Consider the following 19428-nt stretch of genomic DNA (forward strand, 5'->3'; position numbering starts at 1 on the left):
CCGCACAGTGCGGGCGGCGTGGAGATCTGCGCATGTTGCTGCCCATTCCCGATGTCCTCACTCCCGCACAACTTGCCGAGTTGCATGCGCGGCTGGACGCGGCCGACTGGGCAGACGGCCGCATCACCGCCGGCCATCAGTCGGCGCAGGCCAAGGACAATGCGCAGTTGCCAGAAGACAGCGCTGTGGCGCGCGAGGCCGGGGCACTGGTGCTGGAGGCACTCGCGCGCAGCAGCACGTTCTTTTCGGCGGTATTGCCCCGGCGTATCTATCCGCCGCTGTTCAATCGCTACAGTGGCGGGCAATCGTTCGGGTATCACGTCGACAACGCAATCCGCTACGACCGTAGCCGCGGCGGCGCAGACCCTGTGCGCACCGACGTTTCCGCCACGTTGTTTCTCAGCGACCCGGACAGCTACGACGGCGGCGAGCTGGTGATCGAAGACACCTACGGCACGCAATCGGTGAAGCTCCCGGCCGGGCACCTAGTGATCTATCCCGGCACCAGCCTGCATCGGGTGATGCCGGTGACCCGCGGCACCCGCGTGGCGTGTTTTTTCTGGACCCAAAGCATGCTGCGCGACGATGCGCAGCGCCGCCTGTTGTTCGAGCTGGATGTCTCGATCCGTCGGCTGACACAAGACACCCCCGGCCATCCCTCGCTGATCCAGCTCACCGGCGTGTATCACAACCTGTTGCGGCAATGGGCCGATGTCTGAGCACGCACCGGACACCGCGCAACTGATCGACCTGCTGCGCACCCAACCCCATCAAGCGCTTGCACTGCTGCGCAAGGCCGCTGCACGCCAGGACGTGGAGGCACAGCTGCTGCTCGCGCAGATATACGCCGAAGGCCGCGGCGTCGCGGTCGATCCGGCCATGGCGATGCTGTGGTACGAAGTCGCCGCCAATGCAGGGCATGCGGAAGCGATGAATCAGCTGGGGCGTTGCCACGAACTCGGCTTCGGTACGGCGTGCAATATCGTATTGGCAGCGCTGTGGTATCGCCGCGCCGCCGAGCACGGGCTCGATTGGGGCATGTACAACCTCGCGCATCTGTACGGCTCCGGCCGTGGCGTGGCGCAGGACCACGCGCAGGCGTTGGCGCTGTACCGCACCGCCGCCGAACGCGGGCATGCCAAGTCGATGAACTTTCTGGCGCGCTATCTCGACCGGGGCCTGGCCTGCGATGCCGATCCAACCGCTGCGCGCGACTGGTATCGCCGCTCTGCCGAAGCAGGCGATTTCCGCGGCCAGGCCAGTTACGCCACCTCGCTGGCAGATGATGGCGACCTCGATCAGGCCGAGCACTGGATGCGGCGTGCGATCGCAGGCGGACATGCCGGCTTTCTGCAACAACTCACACCGCTGCTGGCAAGTGCGCGCCAGCCACGCTTGCAGGCATTGCTGAGCGAGGTCGCTGTTCGGCAAGCGCTGCTGCAGGTATCCGCCGCGGCGGATGCGGCCTGAGCGCGCCATGTCGCCCCCCAACGACACCATTGCCACCACCCAGCAACGTCGCGGTTTCTGGCTGCGCATGCTGCATCAATGGCACTGGATCAGTTCGGCGCTGTGCCTGATCGGCATGCTGCTGTTTACCCTCACCGGGCTGACCTTGAATCACGCCGCGCGCATCGAAGCCAGCCCTTCGACCGAACACCGCACGCTCACGCTGCCGCCTGCCTTGCTCAAGACTTTGGGCAACCAGCAGAACGGCAATGCACCGCTTCCGCCGCGCGTGGCGCAATGGTTGGGGCGCGAACTGGATATCAGCGTCGGCACACGCAGCGGCGAATGGTCGGCCGACGAGGTGTATGTCGCGTTGCCGCGACCTGGCGGCGATGCGTGGTTGAGCCTTGACCGCAGTACCGGCGCAATCGAGTACGAACATACCGGGCGCGGCGCCATCGCCTATCTCAACGATCTGCACAAGGGACGCAATGCCGGGCCGGCCTGGGGCTGGTTCATCGACGTGTTCGCCATCGCCTGCCTGGTGTTCTGCATCACCGGGCTGTTCCTGCTGCACCTGCATGCGCGCCAGCGCCGGATGACCTGGCCGCTGGTCGGCCTGGGTCTGCTGATTCCGTTGCTGCTCGCCCTGCTGTTGATCCACTGACTTTTTCCCACCGGAGACGACTATGCGCGCCACCCTGACCATCGCCCTGAGCGGCCTGCTCGCCATGCCGGCATACGCGGCCACGCTCGACATCAACGTCGAGATCCCCAAGCTCAACGTCGCCGAATATCACCGCCCGTACGTGGCGATCTGGCTGGAAGGTGCAGACCAGAAGGTCGCTGCCAATCTGTCGGTCTGGTACCAATCCAAGGACACCGCCGAAGGCCACGGCACCAAGTGGCTGCCGGACCTGCGCCAGTGGTGGCGCAAGAGCGGTCGTACCCTGGATGTGCCGGTCGATGGTGTCACCGGCCCCACCCGTCCGGCCGGCGCGCATGCGCTGTCGTTCTCCGACACCAAGGGCGCGCTGAAGTCGCTGCCGGCCGGCCAGTACACGCTGGTGGTGGAAGCCGCGCGCGAAGTCGGCGGACGCGAGTTGGTCAAGGTGCCTTTCACCTGGCCGGCAACGACTTCGCAAACCGCAAAAGCCAGCGGCAGCAGCGAGCTCGGTGCTGTCAGCCTGGTCGCAAAACCCTGAGCGTTGCGCAGGCTGTTGTTGCGGTCGCACACCGTGTGCGCGGCGAGCAACGGCGCAATGCACGCGCACTCTTTTGCTCGAAAATAACGCATCCACGCATCCACGCATCCACGCAGCGCCACACCCTCGCGCTGATCAGACACGTGATCCACCGTCCTCATCGTCCTTCAAGGAGTTGTCATGAAACGTTCTCTCGTCCTGATCGCCATGCTCGCCGCACTGCCGGTCAGCGCACTCGCCCACAAGGCCTGGTTGCTTCCATCGCAGACCATCATCGCCGGTGAGGCACCGTGGATCACCGTGGATGCAGCGGTCTCCAACGATCTGTTCTACTTCAATCACGTGCCGCTGCGCCTGGATAATTTGAGCATCACCGCGCCGGATGGCAGCGCGCTCAAGCCGGAAAACCCGGCCACCGGCAAGTACCGCAGCGTGTTCGACCTGCAACTCACCCAACCCGGCACCTACAAGCTCAGCATCGTCAACGCCGGCCTGTTCGCCAACTGGAAGGAAGACGGCAAGCCCAAGCGCTGGCGCGGCGACGAAGCCCGCTTCGCCACCGAGGTGCCGAAGAATGCGCAGGACCTGCAGGTCTCGCAGTCCTTCAATCGCGTGGAAACCTTCGTCACCCGTGGTGCTCCCACCACCACGGTCTTCAAGCCCAGCGGCAAGGGCATCGAGTTGATCCCGGTGACCCATCCCAACGATCTGGTCGTCGGCGAAGCGGCGCAGTTCACGCTGCAACTGGATGGCAAGCCGGCAGCAGGGCTGGAGATCGACATCGTGCGCGGCGGCACCCGCTATCGCGATGCGCAGAACGAGATCAAGCTGAAGACCGATGCCAAGGGCGGCTTCAGCGTGACCTGGCCGGAAGCAGGTATGTACTGGCTGGAAACCACCACCGAAGACAAGAAAACCTCGCTGCCGCAAGCCAAACAGCGTCGCCTGGGTTACGTCGCCACGCTGGAAGTGCTGCCGCAGTAATCGGCACGCATGCGGCAGGGCTGCACCCAGCGTGCATCCTGCCGCACCGCCTTCATAAGATTTCTCCATGCCTGCATCGTCTTCCGCCGACCACGCCATCGCCACCCTCGGCGGCCGCAGCATGGGTACCACCTGGAGCGTGAAACTGATCGCGCCGCGTGGGCGCGATCTGCATCCGTTGCATGCCTGCATCCAGGCCGCACTCGATCGTGTGGTCGCGCAGATGAGCACCTGGGAAGCGGATTCGGATATCAGCCGCTACAACCGCGCGGCTGCTGGTCAGTGGCAAACCCTACCTGATGAATTCCATACCGTGCTGAGCGCAGCGCTGCAGATCGCACAAGCCAGTGAGGGTGCCTTCGATCCCACGGTCGGCCCGATGGTCGAGCTGTGGGGCTTCGGTGCCTCGGGCGGGCGACGGCAGGTGCCTGCAGTCGATCAGATTGCCTTGGCCAGCGCACGCTGCGGCTGGCAACGTGTGCAACTGGATGGCATGCGCGTGCGGCAGCCCGGCGCACTGGCGCTGGATCTATCCGGCATTGCAAAGGGATTCGGTGTGGACTGCGTGCATCGCGCGCTGCTGCGGGCCGACATCGACAGTGCATTGATCGAAGTGGGCGGCGAACTGTTCGGTTACGGACGCAAGCCCGATGGCAATGCGTGGCGCGTGCTGGTCGAATCCGCACCCGACGAAGACGCCGGTGCTGCATTGCCAGCGCGCGTGCTCGCGCTGGACGGGTTGGCGGTCGCCACGTCCGGCGATCGTTGGCACCGCTTCGATGCCGGCGGCACCCGCTATGCGCACACCTTCGACCCACGCATCGGCGCGCCCGTTCCGCATGCGCCCGCAGCGGTGAGCGTGCTCGCACGCGATGCGATGCAGGCCGATGCCTGGGCCACCGCGATGACCGTGCTTGGTGCCGATGCCGGGCTTGCCTATGCACGCACTGCAGCGTTGGCCGTGCGTTTTCTTACGCGCAAGGACGGCGTTCTGCTTGAATCGATGAGCCCGGCCTTCAAGCAGCAGTTGGCTGCGTCATGACCGCCACCAACCTACGCATGTGGCTTGGCAACGGGCTGGTTCTACTTGCCCTTGCAGCCATCGTCGGCTGGCTCGGCGGCTTGCATGCTGGTGCATGGTGGAGCGCACCAACCCCACATCGCTGGCAGCTGGCAGGTCTTGGGTTGACGCTCTACCTGGGCATGTGCGCGGTCGTGCTGTTGCTCGCACGCCGGCGCGTGGGCGCACAGCGCGCAGACGCCAGCGGCGTGCTGATCGTCTGGGCAAGCCAGACCGGATTTGCGCGTGAACTGGCCGAACGCAGCGTCGCTGCGCTGCAGTTCGCAGGCGTCGGTGCGTACGCACTGCCACTGGACGCCGTCGATACCGATCAACTTACGCGTGTGCCGCGGCTGCTGTGCATCGTCAGCACCACCGGCGAAGGCGATGCACCCGATCATGCGCAAGCAGCCGAGCGCGATTGGCTGGCCGGCGATGCGCAGGATCTGACGGCCGTGCAGTACGCCATGCTGGCGCTGGGCGACCGTGGCTACGCGCAATTTTGCGCATTTGGCCGACGCATCGACGATCGCCTGCAGGTACGCGGCGCCACCCGTTTGTTCGAGCGCATCGAGGTCGACAACGCCGACCCGCGCGCCCTGCAGCAATGGCAACGGCGTCTGGCAGAGCTGGCGCCAGCGCTTGCGACACAACCCGACTGGAGCCTGCCGGCCTACACCGCCTGGCAGCTACGCGAGCGTGTCCGCGTCAATCCCGGCAGTGCGGGCGCACCGATTTACCGACTGCGCTTGACGCCCAGCGATGGACCGTTACCGCAATGGAGCGCAGGCGATATCGCGGAGATCGTTCCGCACAACGCACCGAATGCAGTGGAGTCCTGGCTGCAACGCAACCAGCGCGATGGCGCCCAGCGCATTGGCGGACGCACGCTGCGCGAATGGCTCAGCGGCGCGCAACTTCCCGTCGATGTCGATGTCGATGTGGGTGCCATTGCCGGCCCCGGCCCAAGTGCTGGTGCCGGCACCGATGCCGATACCGATGCCAAAGTCAAAATCGGCCCGGGTACTGACACAGTCACAGCCACTGATACAGGTGCAACTACAGGCACAACTTCATCGCTAGACGCAGATGCATTGGTGCGCCGCCTTGCCGCCCTGCCCCATCGCGACTATTCGCTCGCATCCATTCCCGAAGAAGGCCACGCCGAACTGCTGGTGCGCGAGCACCGGCACGCCGACGGCAGCCTGGGTCTGGGTAGTGGTTGGCTCTGCATCCATGTACCGATCGGCGCGCCCATCGCGCTGCGCCTGCGCAGCAACTCCGGTTTCCACCCGCCTGCACCCGAGCAACCAATGTTGCTGATCGGCAACGGCACCGGCATCGCCGGACTGCGCGCGCATCTACGCGCCCGTATCGCAGCCGGCGCACGTCGCAACTGGCTGCTGTTCGGCGAACGCAATGCCGCCCACGATGCGCTCTATGCTAACGAGCTGCAGCAGTGGCAACGCGATGGCTGGATCGAACGCCTGGATCTGGTGTACTCACGCGATCAACAACAGTCAGTGCGCTACGTACAACACGCACTGGCCGCTTCCGCCGACCACTTACGTCTGTGGGTCGATCAAGGCGCCTGCATCTACGTCTGCGGCAGCCTGCGCGGCATGGCACCCGAAGTCGACCAGACGCTTGGGTCGATCCTCGGCACCGATGTCAGACAAGACCTGCTGCGCAAAGGGCGCTATCGCCGCGACGTGTATTGAAGGTGGCTAACACCACCTGACGAACGGCCACCAACGGAGTATGCGTCGATGTCCTAGATGTCCAGAATGAATGCTGCCCGGAACCGCGAGTAGCGTTGGTTGTCACTAGAGCGGCTAACAAAATGTCAAAGTCTGGTTGATCGAGGGCGCGGTGCCCTCGCCGCTCGCGGGACACGCCACAAGTACGTCCATGTAGGCTCGGTGGCGGCATCCATGCCGCCACACGGTGCCGCAATCGGCGAAGACACCGCACCAGACAGCTAGTCGGTTGTTTTATTAAAAGCCTGTCCGTTGCTTGGCTTGTTTTGGGAAGCTGAGCGGACGCGCCGTTATCCAAGCAACGCAGGTCGTGCTTTGCTTGCACCCTGCACACCGACCATCTCCACTGGTCCTTGCCCGCTCACCGTCGCGGGACCTTACGCGGCATGGATGCCGCGTAAGCGCCTACACGGACTTACTTGCGGCGTGTCCCGCGAGGGTGGACGGGCAACGGCCCTGCAGCCAAGCGCAGATCAGCCGCTCTGCAATAGACCGGCCTGAAGTAGTTTTGTCAGCCGCTCTTAAACCAGACCTCGATCAATACACGGACACTGCGTCATCGCACGCACGACCGACAACTAAACGGGACTCACCCGGATCGCCAGCAACTCGCCACCGCCATCGAGCACGTAGCGGGTGCGCGTGGAGGCACTGAGCCAGGCAGTATCTCCGGCCACCAAAGGTGGCAAGCCGCTATCGCGCCCAAAACTGGCCTGGCCGGCGAGCAGATGCAGCGCCCAGGCGCTACCCGGATCTGCAAAGAACAGCATGGTGCCGACCAGCGGACGATGCAGCAGCTCGGCCTGCAGCACATCGCGCCGCCACATCAGGTTGAAATCCTGGGTCGGCCCGTCGAGCAGCGTTGCACTGACCGCTTCTTCGCCAGCGAATCGGACGCGTTGGTAAGGCGGCAGCAAGTCGTAGCTGCGCTCACTGCTGCCGGGAGCATCGGTACCGCCGTCGGCGCCTACGCCATGGCCGCTGCGGTCCGCGCCGCTGCCGTCATTGCTACCGCCGCCATCGCTTTCATTACCACTGCCACTACCAGTGTTGCTACTGCCAGTGCCGGTGACACTCGCACCATCACCAAACCGTAGCCGCATGCCATTGCCATGCAACAACACCAATTCGCGATCGATGCCTGGGAAAGCAGAAAACGCCGCATTCTGCTCGATCTCGGCGATCGACAAGCGCAGCGACCACGCGTCGGCATCGCCGAAGCGCAGGATCTCGCGCGTCCAGCCCAGTCGATTGCGCCATCGCTCGCGCCGGTAGTCGGTGGCCGGAATCACCCGGCTGCTCAGATCTGTCAGCTGCATTGGCGCATTGTGCCCCAAGCGTTGCGCTGGGGCCGTCATGTGTGACCAACATGCCGCTGCGTTATGCGTATCAGCAGTACACGCACAGCGACCTATACCTCATGCCAGATGCTGTGACTTACGCTTCATGCCCTGACTGGCGCCGCATGCTGCCACCGCCACTTCCCTGCAGTCACCTACGCATGTGTACGCTCGCAACTCATGCGACCCCAAAACGAAAAACGCCCGGCTGCACATCCAAGTGCAACACCGGGCGATTCCACGTCCTTGTCGGCTTCCAGCCATCCCCCGGACATCCTGTCCAGTTAGGTTGCGGCCACGCATCCTCGCGTCGAACCGTATCTCGGATCCCTTCCCCTTAACGCCGTCCCACCGGTTTCACCGCCGCCCCCTTGGCAGCCTTCTTGGCGGGAGCCATCGTGGCTCCTACTTCGATCAGGTCTCGATTCCGTTCGACCGTCTTGAGTCCGATGCCCTTGACCAGTGCCAGTTCCTCGGCACTTTTGAAGGGACCGTTTGCCTGACGGTGCTCGACGATTGCCTCGGCTTTTGATCGCCCGACATTCGTCAGCACCTTGTCCAATTCCTCAGCAGACGCGGTGTTGATATCGACCTTGTCGAGTGCATACGCATTCGAGGACAACAGCAACGCCAGTAGCAGGGACTTCAGGACTACGGTAAATGACTTCATTGCAACGCTCCTTGTGGCTTGGGTGATGGTCCTAGCCAGCATTCCTGCCGGCGGAGCCAGTGTCCCGCGCCACATGCAGCAATCCTATCGCCAACGAACTTTTCACACAGCAGGTGAACTGCGCGCCACCTTGTAGGGAAATACCTACCCCCTCCCCTCGCAAAGGCGGCCAGCAGGCCCAGGCGTAGAATGTGCCGTTACTTCACGCATTCGGAGCCTTCATGGACAGCGCCAAGATCGACCAATTCATCAGCGACACGTGGGATCGGGAGATCGTCCCGCAATTGGTCGATTACATCCGCATTCCCAACAAGTCGCCGATGTTCGACACCGATTGGGTGGCGCACGGCTACATGGAGCAGGCGGTCACCCTGATGGAAACCTGGGCGCGGGCGCAGGCGATCGAGGGCATGCAGGTCGAGGTGGTGCGTCTGGAAGGCCGCACGCCGTTGATCTTCATCGAAATTCCGGCCACCGGCGCCGAATCCGGTGACGACACCGTGCTGCTGTACGGCCACCTGGACAAGCAGCCGGAAATGACCGGCTGGGACGCCGACCTCGGCCCGTGGAAGCCGGTGCTGCGCGACGACAAGCTGTACGGGCGCGGTGGCGCCGACGATGGCTACGCGATCTTCGGTTCGCTGGCGGCGGTGCTGGCGCTGCGCACCCAGGGGCTGCCGCATGCGCGCTGCGTGGTGCTGATCGAGGCCTGCGAGGAATCCGGCAGCTACGACCTGCCGGCCTATGTCGATCATCTGGCCGCACGCATCGGCAAGCCATCGCTGGTGGTGTGCCTGGATTCGGGCTGCGGCAACTATGAGCAGCTATGGTGCACCACCTCGCTGCGCGGGCTGACCGGCGGTAACCTCAGCGTGAAGGTGCTGGAGGAAGGCGTGCACTCGGGCGATGCCTCCGGCGTAGTGCCTTCCAGCTTCCGTTTGCTGCGCCAGTTGCTGTCGCGCATCGAGGACGAAGCCAGCGGCCGCATCCTGCTGGAAGGCCTGCATGTGGAGGTGCCGGCCGAGCGACTGACCCAGGCCAAGGCCGCAGCGGCGACGCTGGATACCGCCATCTTCGACAAATTCCCGATGGTCGAGGGCCTGGTGCCGATGCATGACGACCTCACCGAGCTGGTGTTGAATCGCACCTGGCGCCCTGCGCTGTCGATCACCGGTGTGGACGGCATGCCGCCGCTGGCCTCGGCCGGCAATGTGCTGCGCCCACAAACCGCTGTGAAGTTGTCGTTGCGCTTGCCGCCGACCGCCGATGGCAAGGTGTGCGGCGAATTGCTCAAGGAAGCGCTGCTGCGCGACCCGCCCAACGGCGCGCAGGTGACTCTGGAACTGGAAAAGGCATCGTCCGGCTGGAATGCGCCCGAGATGGCGCCGTGGCTGGAAAAAGCCATCGACGACGCCAGCCTGGCGTTCTTCGACAAGCCTGCCATGTACATGGGCGAAGGTGGCTCGATTCCGTTCATGGGCATGCTGGGCGAGAAGTTCCCCGGCGCGCAGTTCATGATCACCGGCGTGCTCGGCCCGCATTCCAACGCACATGGTCCGAATGAGTTCCTGCACATCCCGATGGGCAAGCGCGTGACCGCCTGCGTGGCCAAGGTGATTGCCGAGCATCATGCCGCCTGCCTGCGTGGCGAGACCAGCGGCTCGCCGGTGGCCGCCGACAGCGGCACCCGTCACGGCGGGCATGGCTGTTGCTGAGGTGGCGGTTTAACCGATGTAGGCCATTGGCGTGCGTTCACTGGTGCTAGATCGCACTGGTGAGGGTTCGCGCGCAGGTGCGTGGGTGGTTTGGCTGGGTGATTTTTACGCATCGCCTTGCTGCGTACTCTCACCCCAACCCCTCTCGCGATGGGAAAGGCGTTTAGAGCTTGCTCTTAGTGAAGTGCTAGTCTGCCGATCCCACTTACCTCAGTGCCTGCGATGAACAATCTCTTCGGTAGCGACAGCTGGCTTTACATCATTCTGGTCGGTTTCGTGGTCGGGCTGCTGGCCCGTTTCATTACGCCGGGCACGCAGCGCCTGGGTTGCCTGCTGACCATCGTGCTGGGCATCGCCGGTGCAGTGGTGGCCAGCTGGTTCGGGCGCTACATGGGCTGGTACCACGCAGGCGAACCGGCCGGCTTTCTCGGTGCATTGCTGGGTGCGATCGCGATTCTGGCGTTGCTACGGCTGTTCAGCGGCAGCAAGCGTTGATCGACCCGCCGCCACTCTGACGTGGCGGCGCCTCACTTCACGACACAGCATTTACTCATGACGTCATCGTTGCTTCCCGATACCGCGCGCGATGCGCTCCGTCTGCAATGGGCGCGGCACGCGTTGAACGATCCGCAGGTCACACTGCAACGCGCGTCGGTCGATGCGGGATTTCGCAGTTATTGGCGTACCCAAGGGAGCGGCATGGATCGCATCCTGATGGATGCGCCACCGGAGCTGGAAAATGTGGCGCCGTGGTTGCGCATGCATGCACTGCTCGGCGAGCACGGCGTGCGGGTGCCGCTAGTGCTTGCGCAAGATCTTGAAACCGGATTCTTGCTGTTGGAAGACCTGGGCGTACCGACGCTGGCGCAGGTACTGACCGACGCTAATGCCGACGCGTTGCTGGATGACGCGATCGATCAGTTGTTGCTGCTGCAGCGCATTCCACCGCCCGCCGACAGCGGTGTATTCGGCGAGGCGCTGCTGCAACGCGATGCTGGCCTGTTTGAAGAATGGTTTCTCGGTCGCCATCTGGGGCTGCAGCTGGGCTGCGAGCACACCGAGCAACTGCAACGGGTGCAGCGCCGTTTGATGGACAACGCACTGGCGCAGCCGCGCGTGTTCACCCATCGCGATTTCATGTCGCGCAATCTGATGCCGGTCAGCAATGGACCGGCGGTGCTGGATTTTCAGGACTGCGTGATCGGCCCGATCGCCTACGACCCGATCAGTCTGTTCAAGGACACCTCGGTCAGTTGGCCGATCGCACGCGTGGATGCTTGGCTGGAGCGCTATCACGCACGCGCCCTAGCGGCCGGATTACCGGTGCCGCCGCTGGCGCAATTCCTGCGCGATGCGGACTGGATGGGCGTGCAGCGGCACCTGAAGAATCTGGGCATCTTCTCGCGCCTGAGCCATCGCGACGGCAAGCATTGGTATCTGGATAACGTGCCGCGCTTCATCGCCTATCTGGACGACGTGCTGCCGCGCTACAGCGAACTGGCGCCGCTGATCGGGCTACTGGAAGACCTGGTCAAACCTGCCTTGGCGGCACGCTCCACGCAGGCCGGCGCATGAAGGCCCTGATCTTCGCGGCCGGATTTGGCGAGCGCATGCGCCCGCTCACCGAACGCACGCCCAAGCCGTTGTTGAAGGTCGGCGGCACGCCGCTGATCGTCTGGCATCTGCACAAGCTGGCCGCGCTGGGCGTGGACGAGGTGGTGATCAATACCTCGTGGTTGGCCGAGCAATTTCCGCCACTATTGGGCGATGGCAGCGCGTTCGGGCTGCGTCTGAACTATTCCTACGAGGGCGCCACACCGCTGGAGACCGGCGGCGGCATGCTGCATGCGTTGCCGTTGCTGGGCGATGCCCCGTTTCTGTTGGTCAATGGCGATATCTGGACCGACTTCGATTTCGGGCGGCTGTCGAGCGCGCCGGCAGGACTGGCGCAACTGGTGCTGGTCGATCAACCTGCGTATGCGGCGCGTGCAGATTTCGCGTTGCAGGCTGATGGCAAGGTCAGCGCCGTTCTGCCTGCAACCCACACTTACGCCGGCATCGGTGTCTATCGGCCTGCACTGCTGCGCGATTGGCAATCGGTCATCGGTCAGCTACCGGAGCAGACCGGCACGGCACCGCGGTTTGCGCTGGCACCGATCCTGCGCGCGCAGATGGCGGCAGGTTTGATCGACGGACTCCACCATCCGGGGCGCTGGACCGATGTGGGCACACCGCAGCGGTTGGCGGAACTGGATGCGCAATTGCTGCGTGATGGCAGTTGATTGCACCATGCCGCTGCAAAAAACCGCAATCGAGAGCGGCTGACAAAACCTCTTGAAGGTTGTATCGATGGCGGCAACGTGTTGGCCGCCGAGATTTCGAGTCGTCGCGGCGTTTAAATGCAGGCGAATGCTTGGGCCAACAGCCTGGTTGGTCGAGTGCGCGGTGCCCTCGCCGCTTGCGGGACACGCCGTGAATCCGTCCCTGGAGGCTCGGTGGCGGCATCCATGCCGCCACACGGTCCCGCAATCGGCGAGGACACCGCAGCAGAAAGTGAGCCGGTCACTTTGTTGAAAGCCTGCCTGTTGATCTCGTTGCGTTGCGAAGCTGATCGGACGCGGCATTATTCAAACAGCACCCGTCATGCCTTGCTTGCAACCATGCGCACCGACCATCTCGACTGGCCCTTGCCCGCCCACCGTCGCGGGACCTTACGCGGCATGGATGCCGCGTAAGAGCCTACACGGACGTACTTGCGGCGTGTCCCGCGATGGTGGGCGGGCAAGGGCCCTGCAGACAAACCGCAGATCAGCCGCTCTGCAGCCGACGCATCAATACCGTTCAATCAGCTCACAGCAACAAAGATATCGACTTATGTTGTTTAGATGCATTCACACGCTGTAAGTCAAAAGCATGGTCAGTCGAGTGCGCGGTGCCCTCGCCGCTCGCGGGACACGCCGTGAATCCGTCCGTGGAGGCTCGGTGGCGGCATCCATCCCGCCACACGGTCCCGCAATCGGCGAGGACACCGCACCAGAAAGTGAGCCGGTCACTTTGTTGAAAGCCTGCCTGTTGATCTCGTTGCGTTGCGAAGCTGATCGAACGCGGCGTTATTCAACAGCACCCGCCACGCCTTGCTTGCAACCATGCGCACCGACCATCTTGACTGGCCCTTGCCCGCCCACCGCCGCGGGACCTTACGCGGCATGGATGCCGCGTAAGAGCCTACACGGACGTACTTGCGGCGAGTCCCGCGACGATGGGCGGGCAAGGGCCCTGCAGCCAAACAGCAGATCAGCCGCTCTGAAACTGATCTATCAGTAGTGTTCAGCGCCTCTCGGAACACGCGGCGCACGCAGTGGCTTTGTCAGCCCCTCTAAGAATCGCGATCCTCAAGCACGCGCCGCAAAAATGGCACCGTGATACGGCGCTTGGCAGCCAGCGATTCGCGATCCAGCCGATCCAGCAAGGCCACCAGCCCAGCCAGTTCGCGTTCGCTATGGGTCAGCAGCCAGTCGATTGCTGCCTCGTCCAGTGCCAGCCCACGCCGTTGCGCACGATCGCGCAACACCGCCGCGCGCCCTGCGTCATCGAGCACAGGCAGGCTGATGCGGATGCATTGCGACAGCCGCGAGCGCAGATCCGGCAATACCAACGCCAGGCCATCGGGCATCTGCCGCGCGGTGTAAAGCAGCGTCGTGCCGGCAGCGCGCGCACGGTTGTGGAAATCGAACAAGGCCACTTCGTCGTCGCGCTGCCCGGCAATGGTGTCCAAACCATCCAGCACGACCAGGCTGCGCCCTTCCAGTGCTTCGAGCGCATCGCGCAATCGACCTGCCGCCGCATGCAGCGGCAGATAGGCCGAAGCGCGACCGGCCTGCTCGGCCGCCGCGCACAGCGACAACGCCAAATGCGTCTTGCCGGTACCGGCGGGGCCAGCCAGATACAGCCAGTCGCTCACCTGCCCCGCCGCCAAGGCCTGCAATTGCGCGAGTAACCCCTCGGGCGCGGCGACATAACTATCGAAGCGCTGATCCGGCGGCGCGCGCAACGCCAGTGGCAACTGCGGAACACTCACAACCGATCTGCGTCCTTGCCGGGTTCGACGATCACGCTGCGCTCGGTAGTACCCGATTGCAGCACGATGCCGGCGCGCTCGCCTGCGTACAGATCGCTGTGGGTGTACTGCTCATGTGCGTAGCGCAGCAACACGTTGGCCACCGCTGCCACCGGCAGCGCCAGCAGCATGCCGAGGAAGCCGAACAACTGGCCGCCCGCCATCACTGCGAAGATCACCGCCACCGGATGCAGGCCGATCTTGTCGCCGACGATACGCGGGGTCAGCACATAGCTTTCCAGCAACTGGCCGACCGTAAACACCACGCCCACGCCGATCAGCAACTTCAGATCCAGACCCTGTGCCTGTACCACGGCCGCCAGCAGGGCGAGCACGATGCCGGTGGTGGCGCCCAGATACGGAATGAAGCTGATGAAGCCGGCAATGATGCCGATCAGCAGCCCCAGATTGAGCCCGATGATGGACAGGCCGGTGGCGTAGATCACGCCCAGCGCCAGCATCACCAGGAACTGGCCGCGGATGAAGCCGCCGAGCACGTCGTTGGACTCCAGCGCCAGCCGGCTCACGGTGCCGATGTAGGCACGCGGGATGACCGCCGCCACGCGCTCGACCAGGCGGTCCCAGTCGCGCAGGAAGTAGAACGCCAGGATCGGCAGCAACGCCAGGTTGATCACCCAGGTCACCATCGCAAAGCCCGAGCGCTGCACGTAACCGAAGAAGGTCTTGGCGGCGCCACCAGCCTGCTCCCAATGGCTGCGGATCCAGTCGATCAGGCGCTCCGGGTCCAGCCAGCCCATCAGCTCCACGCCGGTCTTGGCTTCCAGCCACGGAATGGCGGTACTGATCGCCCAGGTGCGCATCTGCGGTAGCGCATCGATCAAGGTCATGATCTGGCGCTCGATCATCGGCACCAGGATCATCAACGCCAGCACGAACAGCAGCAGCGCCAGCACGAAAACCAACGACACCGCCATGTTGCGCGAGCGCCCGGCACGCTCGATGCGATCCACCAGCGGGTCGCCCAGCCAGGCCAGCAGCAACGCCAGCACGAACGGCGTCAGGATCGGCGACAGCAGCGAGACCACCCACAGCACGCCGACAATCACCGCCACCCATTTGAGGCGGCGCAGGAACAGGGCAATTTCGGCTTCGGGAGTCAAAGTCATTTCAGGCGGTACTCGGCGTGCTCGTTTTCGAGAATGATCGGGCCCTCGGTCGGTACCGACACCGGTACCAACGGGCTGTTGTCGCCGAGCATACGGTTGAGGCCGGAAATGCCCGTGAGCAATTCCAGATCCACTTCCATGCGGTCGCCGTTGGCGCTGACCGGGCGGATGCTGCGCACCACCGACACGCCCTGCAGCGCGGCCGAGACACGCAGGTAATCGTCAGCGCTGGTGATACCGGTGATCACCGCGCGATAGACGCCGGGCACGCCCGAGTCCACCCGCTTGGCATAGCGCTTGACCAACGCATCAGCCGCGCCGTCGGCACCGGCGGCCATCGCGCGTCGCGCGTCGCCGTCGTTACTGGTCCAGCTGGACAGCACGTTGCCGTTGTCGGCGAACACCCAGTCGGCAGTCCAACCGGCGTCGGTGCGGTAGAGCTTGCCGATCAGCTGCATCGGCGGGCTGTATTTGGCCGATGCGCGCGACACCGCAGCGGTGTCCTTGCGCCAGATTGCGCCGGCCAGTGCCTGCTCGGCGGCCGCGCCACTTGGCAGGCCGAGCCGGTAGCCACGCTCGATGGCCCGGTCCAGCACGCTGCGCGCCGCATTGGCCTGGGTCACGCTGACCAGACGCGGGCCGCTGCCGTCGTCGATGGCCAACCATAGCACCGGCTTGGGACGCGGCAGTGGCCACACCGGCAAGCCCAGCGCCGCGATCAGACTATCCACATCGGTTTGCCGGAAGCGCGCCACCAGGGTGGTACGGAAGGTCGGCGCACCGGTGCGCGAGGTGCCCTGATCCTGGCGGTAGTCGTAGTTTTCGACGTAGTTGGGCGCATTGCGCAGCGCCTGCGACACCCCGGGGCGACTCATCGCGCCGCGATCGCCGGAGACCTTGCCCAGTACCGCGCCCAGCGCGCGCGCCAGGGCGCCAGGGCGATCGGACTCGCTCTGGCTGTTGACCGGTACTTCGGCATCGTAGGCACTTTGCGCCTTGGCGACATCGCCTTCGGTACGCAGATCGGCCTGTGCGAAGGCCGGCAGCACGGGCGCGGCGACCACGAGGGCGAGAAAGAAAGCGAGACTGCGGCGCATCGACGGTTCCATGACTTAAGCGTATCCGGGTGAATTGTTGCCCGAATGGGACGCCAGCGCCAACGTGGCTGCTAAAATCGCCGCCTTTACAGCCGAGCCCTCCCCGCCCGTGACCAGCCCAACGCCTTCCAATCCCTCGCCCATGACCTACCGTGAGGCGGGTGTCGACATCGATGCCGGCAACGCGTTGGTCGAACGCATCAAGCCGCTGGTCAAGCGCAGCTTCCGGCCGGAGGTGATGGGTGGCCTGGGCGGTTTCGGCGCCTTGTTCGACCTGTCGGGCAAATACAAAGAGCCGGTGCTGGTGTCCGGCACCGACGGTGTGGGCACCAAGCTCAAGCTGGCGCAGCAACTGGGCCGGCACGACACCATCGGCATCGATCTGGTCGGCATGTGCGTCAACGACGTGCTGGTGCAGGGCGCCGAGCCGCTGTTCTTTCTGGACTACTTCGCTACCGGCAAGCTCGACGTGGACACCGCCGCGGCCGTGGTCGGCGGCATTGCGCGCGGCTGCGAGTTGTCCGGCTGCGCCCTGATCGGCGGCGAAACCGCCGAAATGCCCGATATGTATCCGCCGGGCGAATACGACCTGGCCGGCTTCACCGTGGGCGCGGTGGAAAAATCGCAGTTGCTGGATGGCGCGCAGGTGCGTGCAGGCGACGTGCTGATCGGCATTGCCTCTTCGGGCCCGCATTCCAATGGCTATTCGCTGATCCGCAAGATCTACGAGCGCGCCGGCGCCCCGGCCGAGCTGGTGTTGGAGGATGGCGTCAAGCTGATCGATGCGCTGATGGCGCCGACCGCGCTGTACGTCAAGCCGATCCTGGCGCTGCTCAAGTCGCACGGCCCGACGATCCACGCCATGGCGCACATCACCGGCGGTGGGCTGACCGAGAACATCATCCGCGTGATCCCGGACGGCCTGGGCCTGAACATCGACGCCAGGGCCTGGACGTTGCCGCCGGTATTCGCCTGGCTGCAGCGCGAAGGCGCGGTGGCCGATGCCGAAATGTGGCGCACCTTCAACTGCGGCATCGGCTTCGTGCTGATCGCCGCGCCCGAGCAGGCCGCCGCGCTGGAGCAGGCCCTGGATGCGCAGTCGCTGGCGCATTGGCGCATTGGCCAGGTAGTGACGGCGCAGGGCGACGAGCGCGTGCGGATCGGTTGATCCAGGAGACTGCATGGACGCCTCCCCACTCACCCGGCAGTTACTGCTCCTTCCTGCCATCGGCACCGTGCTTGACGTATTTAAGCCGGTAGTGCTGCAGCGTCCGCAGGTCAGGGCACTGTTCGTGCCTGTCACCGCTGCAGCGTGACACGCACTGCCCCATGACATCAGCGAATCCGACCGAATGAGTCTGCGTCTGGCCGTGCTGGCTTCCGGCCGCGGCAGCAATCTGCAAGCCATCCTCGATGCGATCGCCTGCGGCCGCCTGCAGGCCGAAGTGGTCGGGGTGTTTTCCGATCGTCCGCAAGCACCGGTCCTGCAGAAGGTGGGCGAGGAACGGCGCTGGAGCGCCAGCCCGCGCGACTTCGCCGACCGCGCTGCCTTCGATGCCGCGTTGGGCGATGCCATCGCAGCCGCGCAGCCGGATTGGGTGGTCTGCGCCGGTTACATGCGCATCCTCGGCGAGCCGCTGGTGCGTCGCTTCGCCGGGCGCCTGCTCAATATCCACCCCTCGCTGCTGCCCAAGTACCGCGGCCTGCACACCCACGCCCGCGCACTGGAGGCCGGCGATGCCGAGCATGGCGCCAGCGTGCATCTGGTGGTGCCGGAACTGGATGCCGGCACGGTGATCGCACAGGCGCGCGTGCCGGTGCTGCCCGACGACACCGCCGAGCAGCTGGCCGCCCGCGTGCTCGCGCGCGAACACCCATTGCTGCTGGCCACGCTGGACCTGCTCGCCAGCGGGCGCGTGGAGGTGCACGGCGATAACGCCCACATCGACGGTCAGTGCCTGTTTACGCCACTGCGACTAGAGTCCGATGACACCGCACTTGCTTGAATGCGGATACGCCCCCCCCTTCATCCTGCCTCGGACATCCTTGCGGGCCTCGTGCCTCGCTCTCAGCGCATGAACGTCATCCCGATCGCCGCCGCGCTGTTGACCACCGCCCTGCTCGCCCAAGCCGGTACCGGCCGTGCGCAACAGGCCCCTGCCGTGCCTGCGCAAGCTGCTCCTGCTCCGGTTGCGGCGCCGCCGGCTGCGCCGGCCTCTGCAGCTGCACTGCCTGCCAGCACCTGGACGCCACCGCCACTGCAACCCTTCGTGGCGACTTACCAAGCGTTTTATCGCGGCAAGGAAGCCGGCGATGCCACCATGCAGGTCAGCCACGGCGAGGGCAGTCAGTGGCGCATCGACATGTCGGTACGCGGCCGCAAGGGCTTTGCCAGCATTCTGGGGTTGAACCTGGAGCAGAGCACCGTGTTCCAGGTCGATGGTGACACCTATGTGCCGCTGAGCCAGAGCACCGTGCGCAAGGCGATGTTCTTCGGCAAGAAGGTCACCGGCGTCTACAACTGGCAGACCGCCAGCGCGCAGTGGGACGGTGATCTGAAGAAAGAGCGCCAACAGCCGATTCCACTGCAGCGTGGCGACCAGAGCGCACTGTCGTTGAACCTGTCGCTGATGCGCGACGCGCAACCCGGGCGCAGCCTGAGCTATCGCTACGTCGATGTCGGCCGGGTGCGCAAATACGATTACAAGGTCGCCGATGCCACCGAAGTGGTGCAGGTCGGCGATCTGAGCTACGACGCGTTGCGCGTGTACCGCGTCAACAGCGGCGACAACGAAACCATCCTCTGGATCGCCAACGGGGTTCCTACGCCGGTGCGCATCCTGCAACGTGACAAAGGTGAGGATCAGGTCGATCTGCGCCTGGTCGAATATCAAGGAGCCTGAC

Annotated in this window: 20 protein-coding genes; 15 read left to right on the forward strand and 5 right to left on the reverse strand. The window is 64.6% G+C overall.

The genetic code is table 11. From position 1 onward, the window contains the following. Positions 1-32: 32 nt before the first annotated feature. The 7 genes from NYR97_RS01010 to NYR97_RS01040 all read left to right on the forward strand — a co-directional run bounded on the left by NYR97_RS01010 (position 33) and on the right by NYR97_RS01040 (position 6419). The gene (locus tag NYR97_RS01010) at positions 33-719 is read left to right on the forward strand and encodes a Fe2+-dependent dioxygenase (protein ID WP_316696151.1); all 687 of its coding nucleotides are present in this window, start codon (positions 33-35) and stop codon (positions 717-719) included. Then, on the forward strand, positions 712-1470 hold the full coding sequence (locus NYR97_RS01015; protein ID WP_316696152.1) for a tetratricopeptide repeat protein: 759 nt from the start codon (positions 712-714) through the stop codon (positions 1468-1470). Before NYR97_RS01010 ends, NYR97_RS01015 begins: the two co-directional genes overlap by 8 nt. A 7-nt stretch (positions 1471-1477) precedes the next feature. Further along, the gene (locus tag NYR97_RS01020; RefSeq protein ID WP_316696153.1) at positions 1478-2116 is read left to right on the forward strand and encodes a PepSY-associated TM helix domain-containing protein; all 639 of its coding nucleotides are present in this window, start codon (positions 1478-1480) and stop codon (positions 2114-2116) included. Between the two features lie 22 nt (positions 2117-2138). Continuing rightward, positions 2139-2654 carry a DUF2271 domain-containing protein gene (locus NYR97_RS01025; RefSeq protein WP_210763151.1) on the forward strand — a complete coding sequence of 172 codons (516 nt, stop codon included), beginning with the start codon at positions 2139-2141 and terminating at the stop codon, positions 2652-2654. A gap of 180 nt (positions 2655-2834) precedes the next feature. Beyond that, positions 2835-3638 carry a DUF4198 domain-containing protein gene (locus NYR97_RS01030; RefSeq protein ID WP_316696157.1) on the forward strand — a complete coding sequence of 268 codons (804 nt, stop codon included), beginning with the start codon at positions 2835-2837 and terminating at the stop codon, positions 3636-3638. 67 nt (positions 3639-3705) lie between these two features. Beyond that, positions 3706-4680, forward strand: coding sequence for an FAD:protein FMN transferase (locus NYR97_RS01035; RefSeq protein ID WP_316696158.1), 975 nt, complete (start codon positions 3706-3708; stop codon positions 4678-4680). Further along, on the forward strand, positions 4677-6419 hold the full coding sequence (locus NYR97_RS01040; RefSeq protein WP_316696159.1) for a flavodoxin domain-containing protein: 1743 nt from the start codon (positions 4677-4679) through the stop codon (positions 6417-6419). Before NYR97_RS01035 ends, NYR97_RS01040 begins: the two co-directional genes overlap by 4 nt. 617 nt (positions 6420-7036) lie before the next feature. Here the strand turns inward: NYR97_RS01040 and NYR97_RS01045 are convergent. Further along, positions 7037-7777, reverse strand: a complete 741-nt coding sequence (locus NYR97_RS01045; protein WP_316696161.1) for a HutD/Ves family protein — start codon at positions 7775-7777, stop codon at positions 7037-7039. 358 nt (positions 7778-8135) lie between these two features. Then, entirely contained in the window at positions 8136-8510 is a 375-nt protein-coding gene (locus NYR97_RS01050) for a ComEA family DNA-binding protein (RefSeq protein ID WP_006452365.1), read from the reverse strand. Between the two features lie 179 nt (positions 8511-8689). Between NYR97_RS01050 and NYR97_RS01055 the strand changes: the two genes are divergently transcribed. The 4 genes from NYR97_RS01055 to murU all read left to right on the forward strand — a co-directional run bounded on the left by NYR97_RS01055 (position 8690) and on the right by murU (position 12465). Next, positions 8690-10183, forward strand: a complete 1494-nt coding sequence (locus NYR97_RS01055; RefSeq protein ID WP_316696163.1) for a M20 family metallopeptidase — start codon at positions 8690-8692, stop codon at positions 10181-10183. Positions 10184-10405: 222 nt separating this feature from the next. Further along, a complete protein-coding gene (locus tag NYR97_RS01060; RefSeq protein WP_006452367.1) occupies positions 10406-10678 on the forward strand; it encodes a GlsB/YeaQ/YmgE family stress response membrane protein in 273 nt (90 codons plus the stop codon). Positions 10679-10735: 57 nt separating this feature from the next. Further along, complete coding sequence (locus NYR97_RS01065) at positions 10736-11758, forward strand: aminoglycoside phosphotransferase family protein (RefSeq protein WP_316696167.1); 1023 nt, start codon at positions 10736-10738, stop codon at positions 11756-11758. Further along, positions 11755-12465 (forward strand): N-acetylmuramate alpha-1-phosphate uridylyltransferase MurU, encoded by a 711-nt coding sequence (gene murU / locus NYR97_RS01070; RefSeq protein ID WP_316696169.1) that lies wholly within the window; start codon positions 11755-11757, stop codon positions 12463-12465. Before NYR97_RS01065 ends, murU begins: the two co-directional genes overlap by 4 nt. A 1094-nt stretch (positions 12466-13559) precedes the next feature. Here the strand turns inward: murU and hda are convergent. From hda to NYR97_RS01090, 3 genes are read right to left on the reverse strand one after another with little or no spacing between them, the layout of a single operon-like run. Next, the gene (gene hda, locus NYR97_RS01080) at positions 13560-14261 is read right to left on the reverse strand and encodes a DnaA regulatory inactivator Hda (protein WP_205394184.1); all 702 of its coding nucleotides are present in this window, start codon (positions 14259-14261) and stop codon (positions 13560-13562) included. Next, the gene (locus NYR97_RS01085; RefSeq protein WP_023904621.1) at positions 14258-15427 is read right to left on the reverse strand and encodes an AI-2E family transporter; all 1170 of its coding nucleotides are present in this window, start codon (positions 15425-15427) and stop codon (positions 14258-14260) included. Before NYR97_RS01085 ends, hda begins: the two co-directional genes overlap by 4 nt. Further along, a complete protein-coding gene (locus tag NYR97_RS01090; RefSeq protein WP_316696173.1) occupies positions 15424-16536 on the reverse strand; it encodes a DUF2066 domain-containing protein in 1113 nt (370 codons plus the stop codon). Before NYR97_RS01090 ends, NYR97_RS01085 begins: the two co-directional genes overlap by 4 nt. A 22-nt stretch (positions 16537-16558) precedes the next feature. Here NYR97_RS01090 and purM point away from each other — a divergent pair, with 22 nt between their 5' ends. From purM to NYR97_RS01110, 4 genes are all read left to right on the forward strand, one after another. After that, the gene (purM, locus tag NYR97_RS01095) at positions 16559-17692 is read left to right on the forward strand and encodes a phosphoribosylformylglycinamidine cyclo-ligase (RefSeq protein ID WP_316696174.1); all 1134 of its coding nucleotides are present in this window, start codon (positions 16559-16561) and stop codon (positions 17690-17692) included. A 13-nt stretch (positions 17693-17705) separates the two neighbouring features. Next, entirely contained in the window at positions 17706-17840 is a 135-nt protein-coding gene (locus tag NYR97_RS01100) for a hypothetical protein (protein WP_316696175.1), read from the forward strand. Positions 17841-17876: 36 nt separating this feature from the next. Beyond that, complete coding sequence (gene purN, locus NYR97_RS01105) at positions 17877-18530, forward strand: phosphoribosylglycinamide formyltransferase (RefSeq protein ID WP_316696176.1); 654 nt, start codon at positions 17877-17879, stop codon at positions 18528-18530. A 69-nt stretch (positions 18531-18599) separates the two neighbouring features. Then, complete coding sequence (locus tag NYR97_RS01110; protein WP_316696177.1) at positions 18600-19427, forward strand: DUF3108 domain-containing protein; 828 nt, start codon at positions 18600-18602, stop codon at positions 19425-19427. Position 19428 lies beyond the last annotated feature (1 nt).

Origin of the sequence: Xanthomonas hydrangeae, assembly GCF_032697525.1 — a bacterium.
In the GTDB taxonomy this organism is placed as follows: Bacteria; Pseudomonadota; Gammaproteobacteria; order Xanthomonadales; family Xanthomonadaceae; genus Xanthomonas; species Xanthomonas hydrangeae.

What these genes read in the sequence shown, in the direction of transcription:
- NYR97_RS01010 (WP_316696151.1), top strand. Translation starts at nt 33, where the DNA reads ATGTTGCTGCCCATTCCCGATGTCCTCACTCCCGCACAACTTGCCGAG.
- NYR97_RS01015 (WP_316696152.1), top strand. Translation starts at nt 712, where the DNA reads ATGTCTGAGCACGCACCGGACACCGCGCAACTGATCGACCTGCTGCGC.
- NYR97_RS01020 (WP_316696153.1), top strand. Translation starts at nt 1,478, where the DNA reads ATGTCGCCCCCCAACGACACCATTGCCACCACCCAGCAACGTCGCGGT.
- NYR97_RS01025 (WP_210763151.1), top strand. Translation starts at nt 2,139, where the DNA reads ATGCGCGCCACCCTGACCATCGCCCTGAGCGGCCTGCTCGCCATGCCG.
- NYR97_RS01030 (WP_316696157.1), top strand. Translation starts at nt 2,835, where the DNA reads ATGAAACGTTCTCTCGTCCTGATCGCCATGCTCGCCGCACTGCCGGTC.
- NYR97_RS01035 (WP_316696158.1), top strand. Translation starts at nt 3,706, where the DNA reads ATGCCTGCATCGTCTTCCGCCGACCACGCCATCGCCACCCTCGGCGGC.
- NYR97_RS01040 (WP_316696159.1), top strand. Translation starts at nt 4,677, where the DNA reads ATGACCGCCACCAACCTACGCATGTGGCTTGGCAACGGGCTGGTTCTA.
- NYR97_RS01045 (WP_316696161.1), bottom strand. Translation starts at nt 7,777, where the DNA reads ATGCAGCTGACAGATCTGAGCAGCCGGGTGATTCCGGCCACCGACTAC.
- NYR97_RS01050 (WP_006452365.1), bottom strand. Translation starts at nt 8,510, where the DNA reads ATGCTGGCTAGGACCATCACCCAAGCCACAAGGAGCGTTGCAATGAAG.
- NYR97_RS01055 (WP_316696163.1), top strand. Translation starts at nt 8,690, where the DNA reads ATGGACAGCGCCAAGATCGACCAATTCATCAGCGACACGTGGGATCGG.
- NYR97_RS01060 (WP_006452367.1), top strand. Translation starts at nt 10,406, where the DNA reads ATGAACAATCTCTTCGGTAGCGACAGCTGGCTTTACATCATTCTGGTC.
- NYR97_RS01065 (WP_316696167.1), top strand. Translation starts at nt 10,736, where the DNA reads ATGACGTCATCGTTGCTTCCCGATACCGCGCGCGATGCGCTCCGTCTG.
- murU (WP_316696169.1), top strand. Translation starts at nt 11,755, where the DNA reads ATGAAGGCCCTGATCTTCGCGGCCGGATTTGGCGAGCGCATGCGCCCG.
- NYR97_RS01085 (WP_023904621.1), bottom strand. Translation starts at nt 15,427, where the DNA reads ATGACTTTGACTCCCGAAGCCGAAATTGCCCTGTTCCTGCGCCGCCTC.
- NYR97_RS01090 (WP_316696173.1), bottom strand. Translation starts at nt 16,536, where the DNA reads ATGGAACCGTCGATGCGCCGCAGTCTCGCTTTCTTTCTCGCCCTCGTG.
- NYR97_RS01100 (WP_316696175.1), top strand. Translation starts at nt 17,706, where the DNA reads ATGGACGCCTCCCCACTCACCCGGCAGTTACTGCTCCTTCCTGCCATC.
- purN (WP_316696176.1), top strand. Translation starts at nt 17,877, where the DNA reads ATGAGTCTGCGTCTGGCCGTGCTGGCTTCCGGCCGCGGCAGCAATCTG.
- NYR97_RS01110 (WP_316696177.1), top strand. Translation starts at nt 18,600, where the DNA reads ATGAACGTCATCCCGATCGCCGCCGCGCTGTTGACCACCGCCCTGCTC.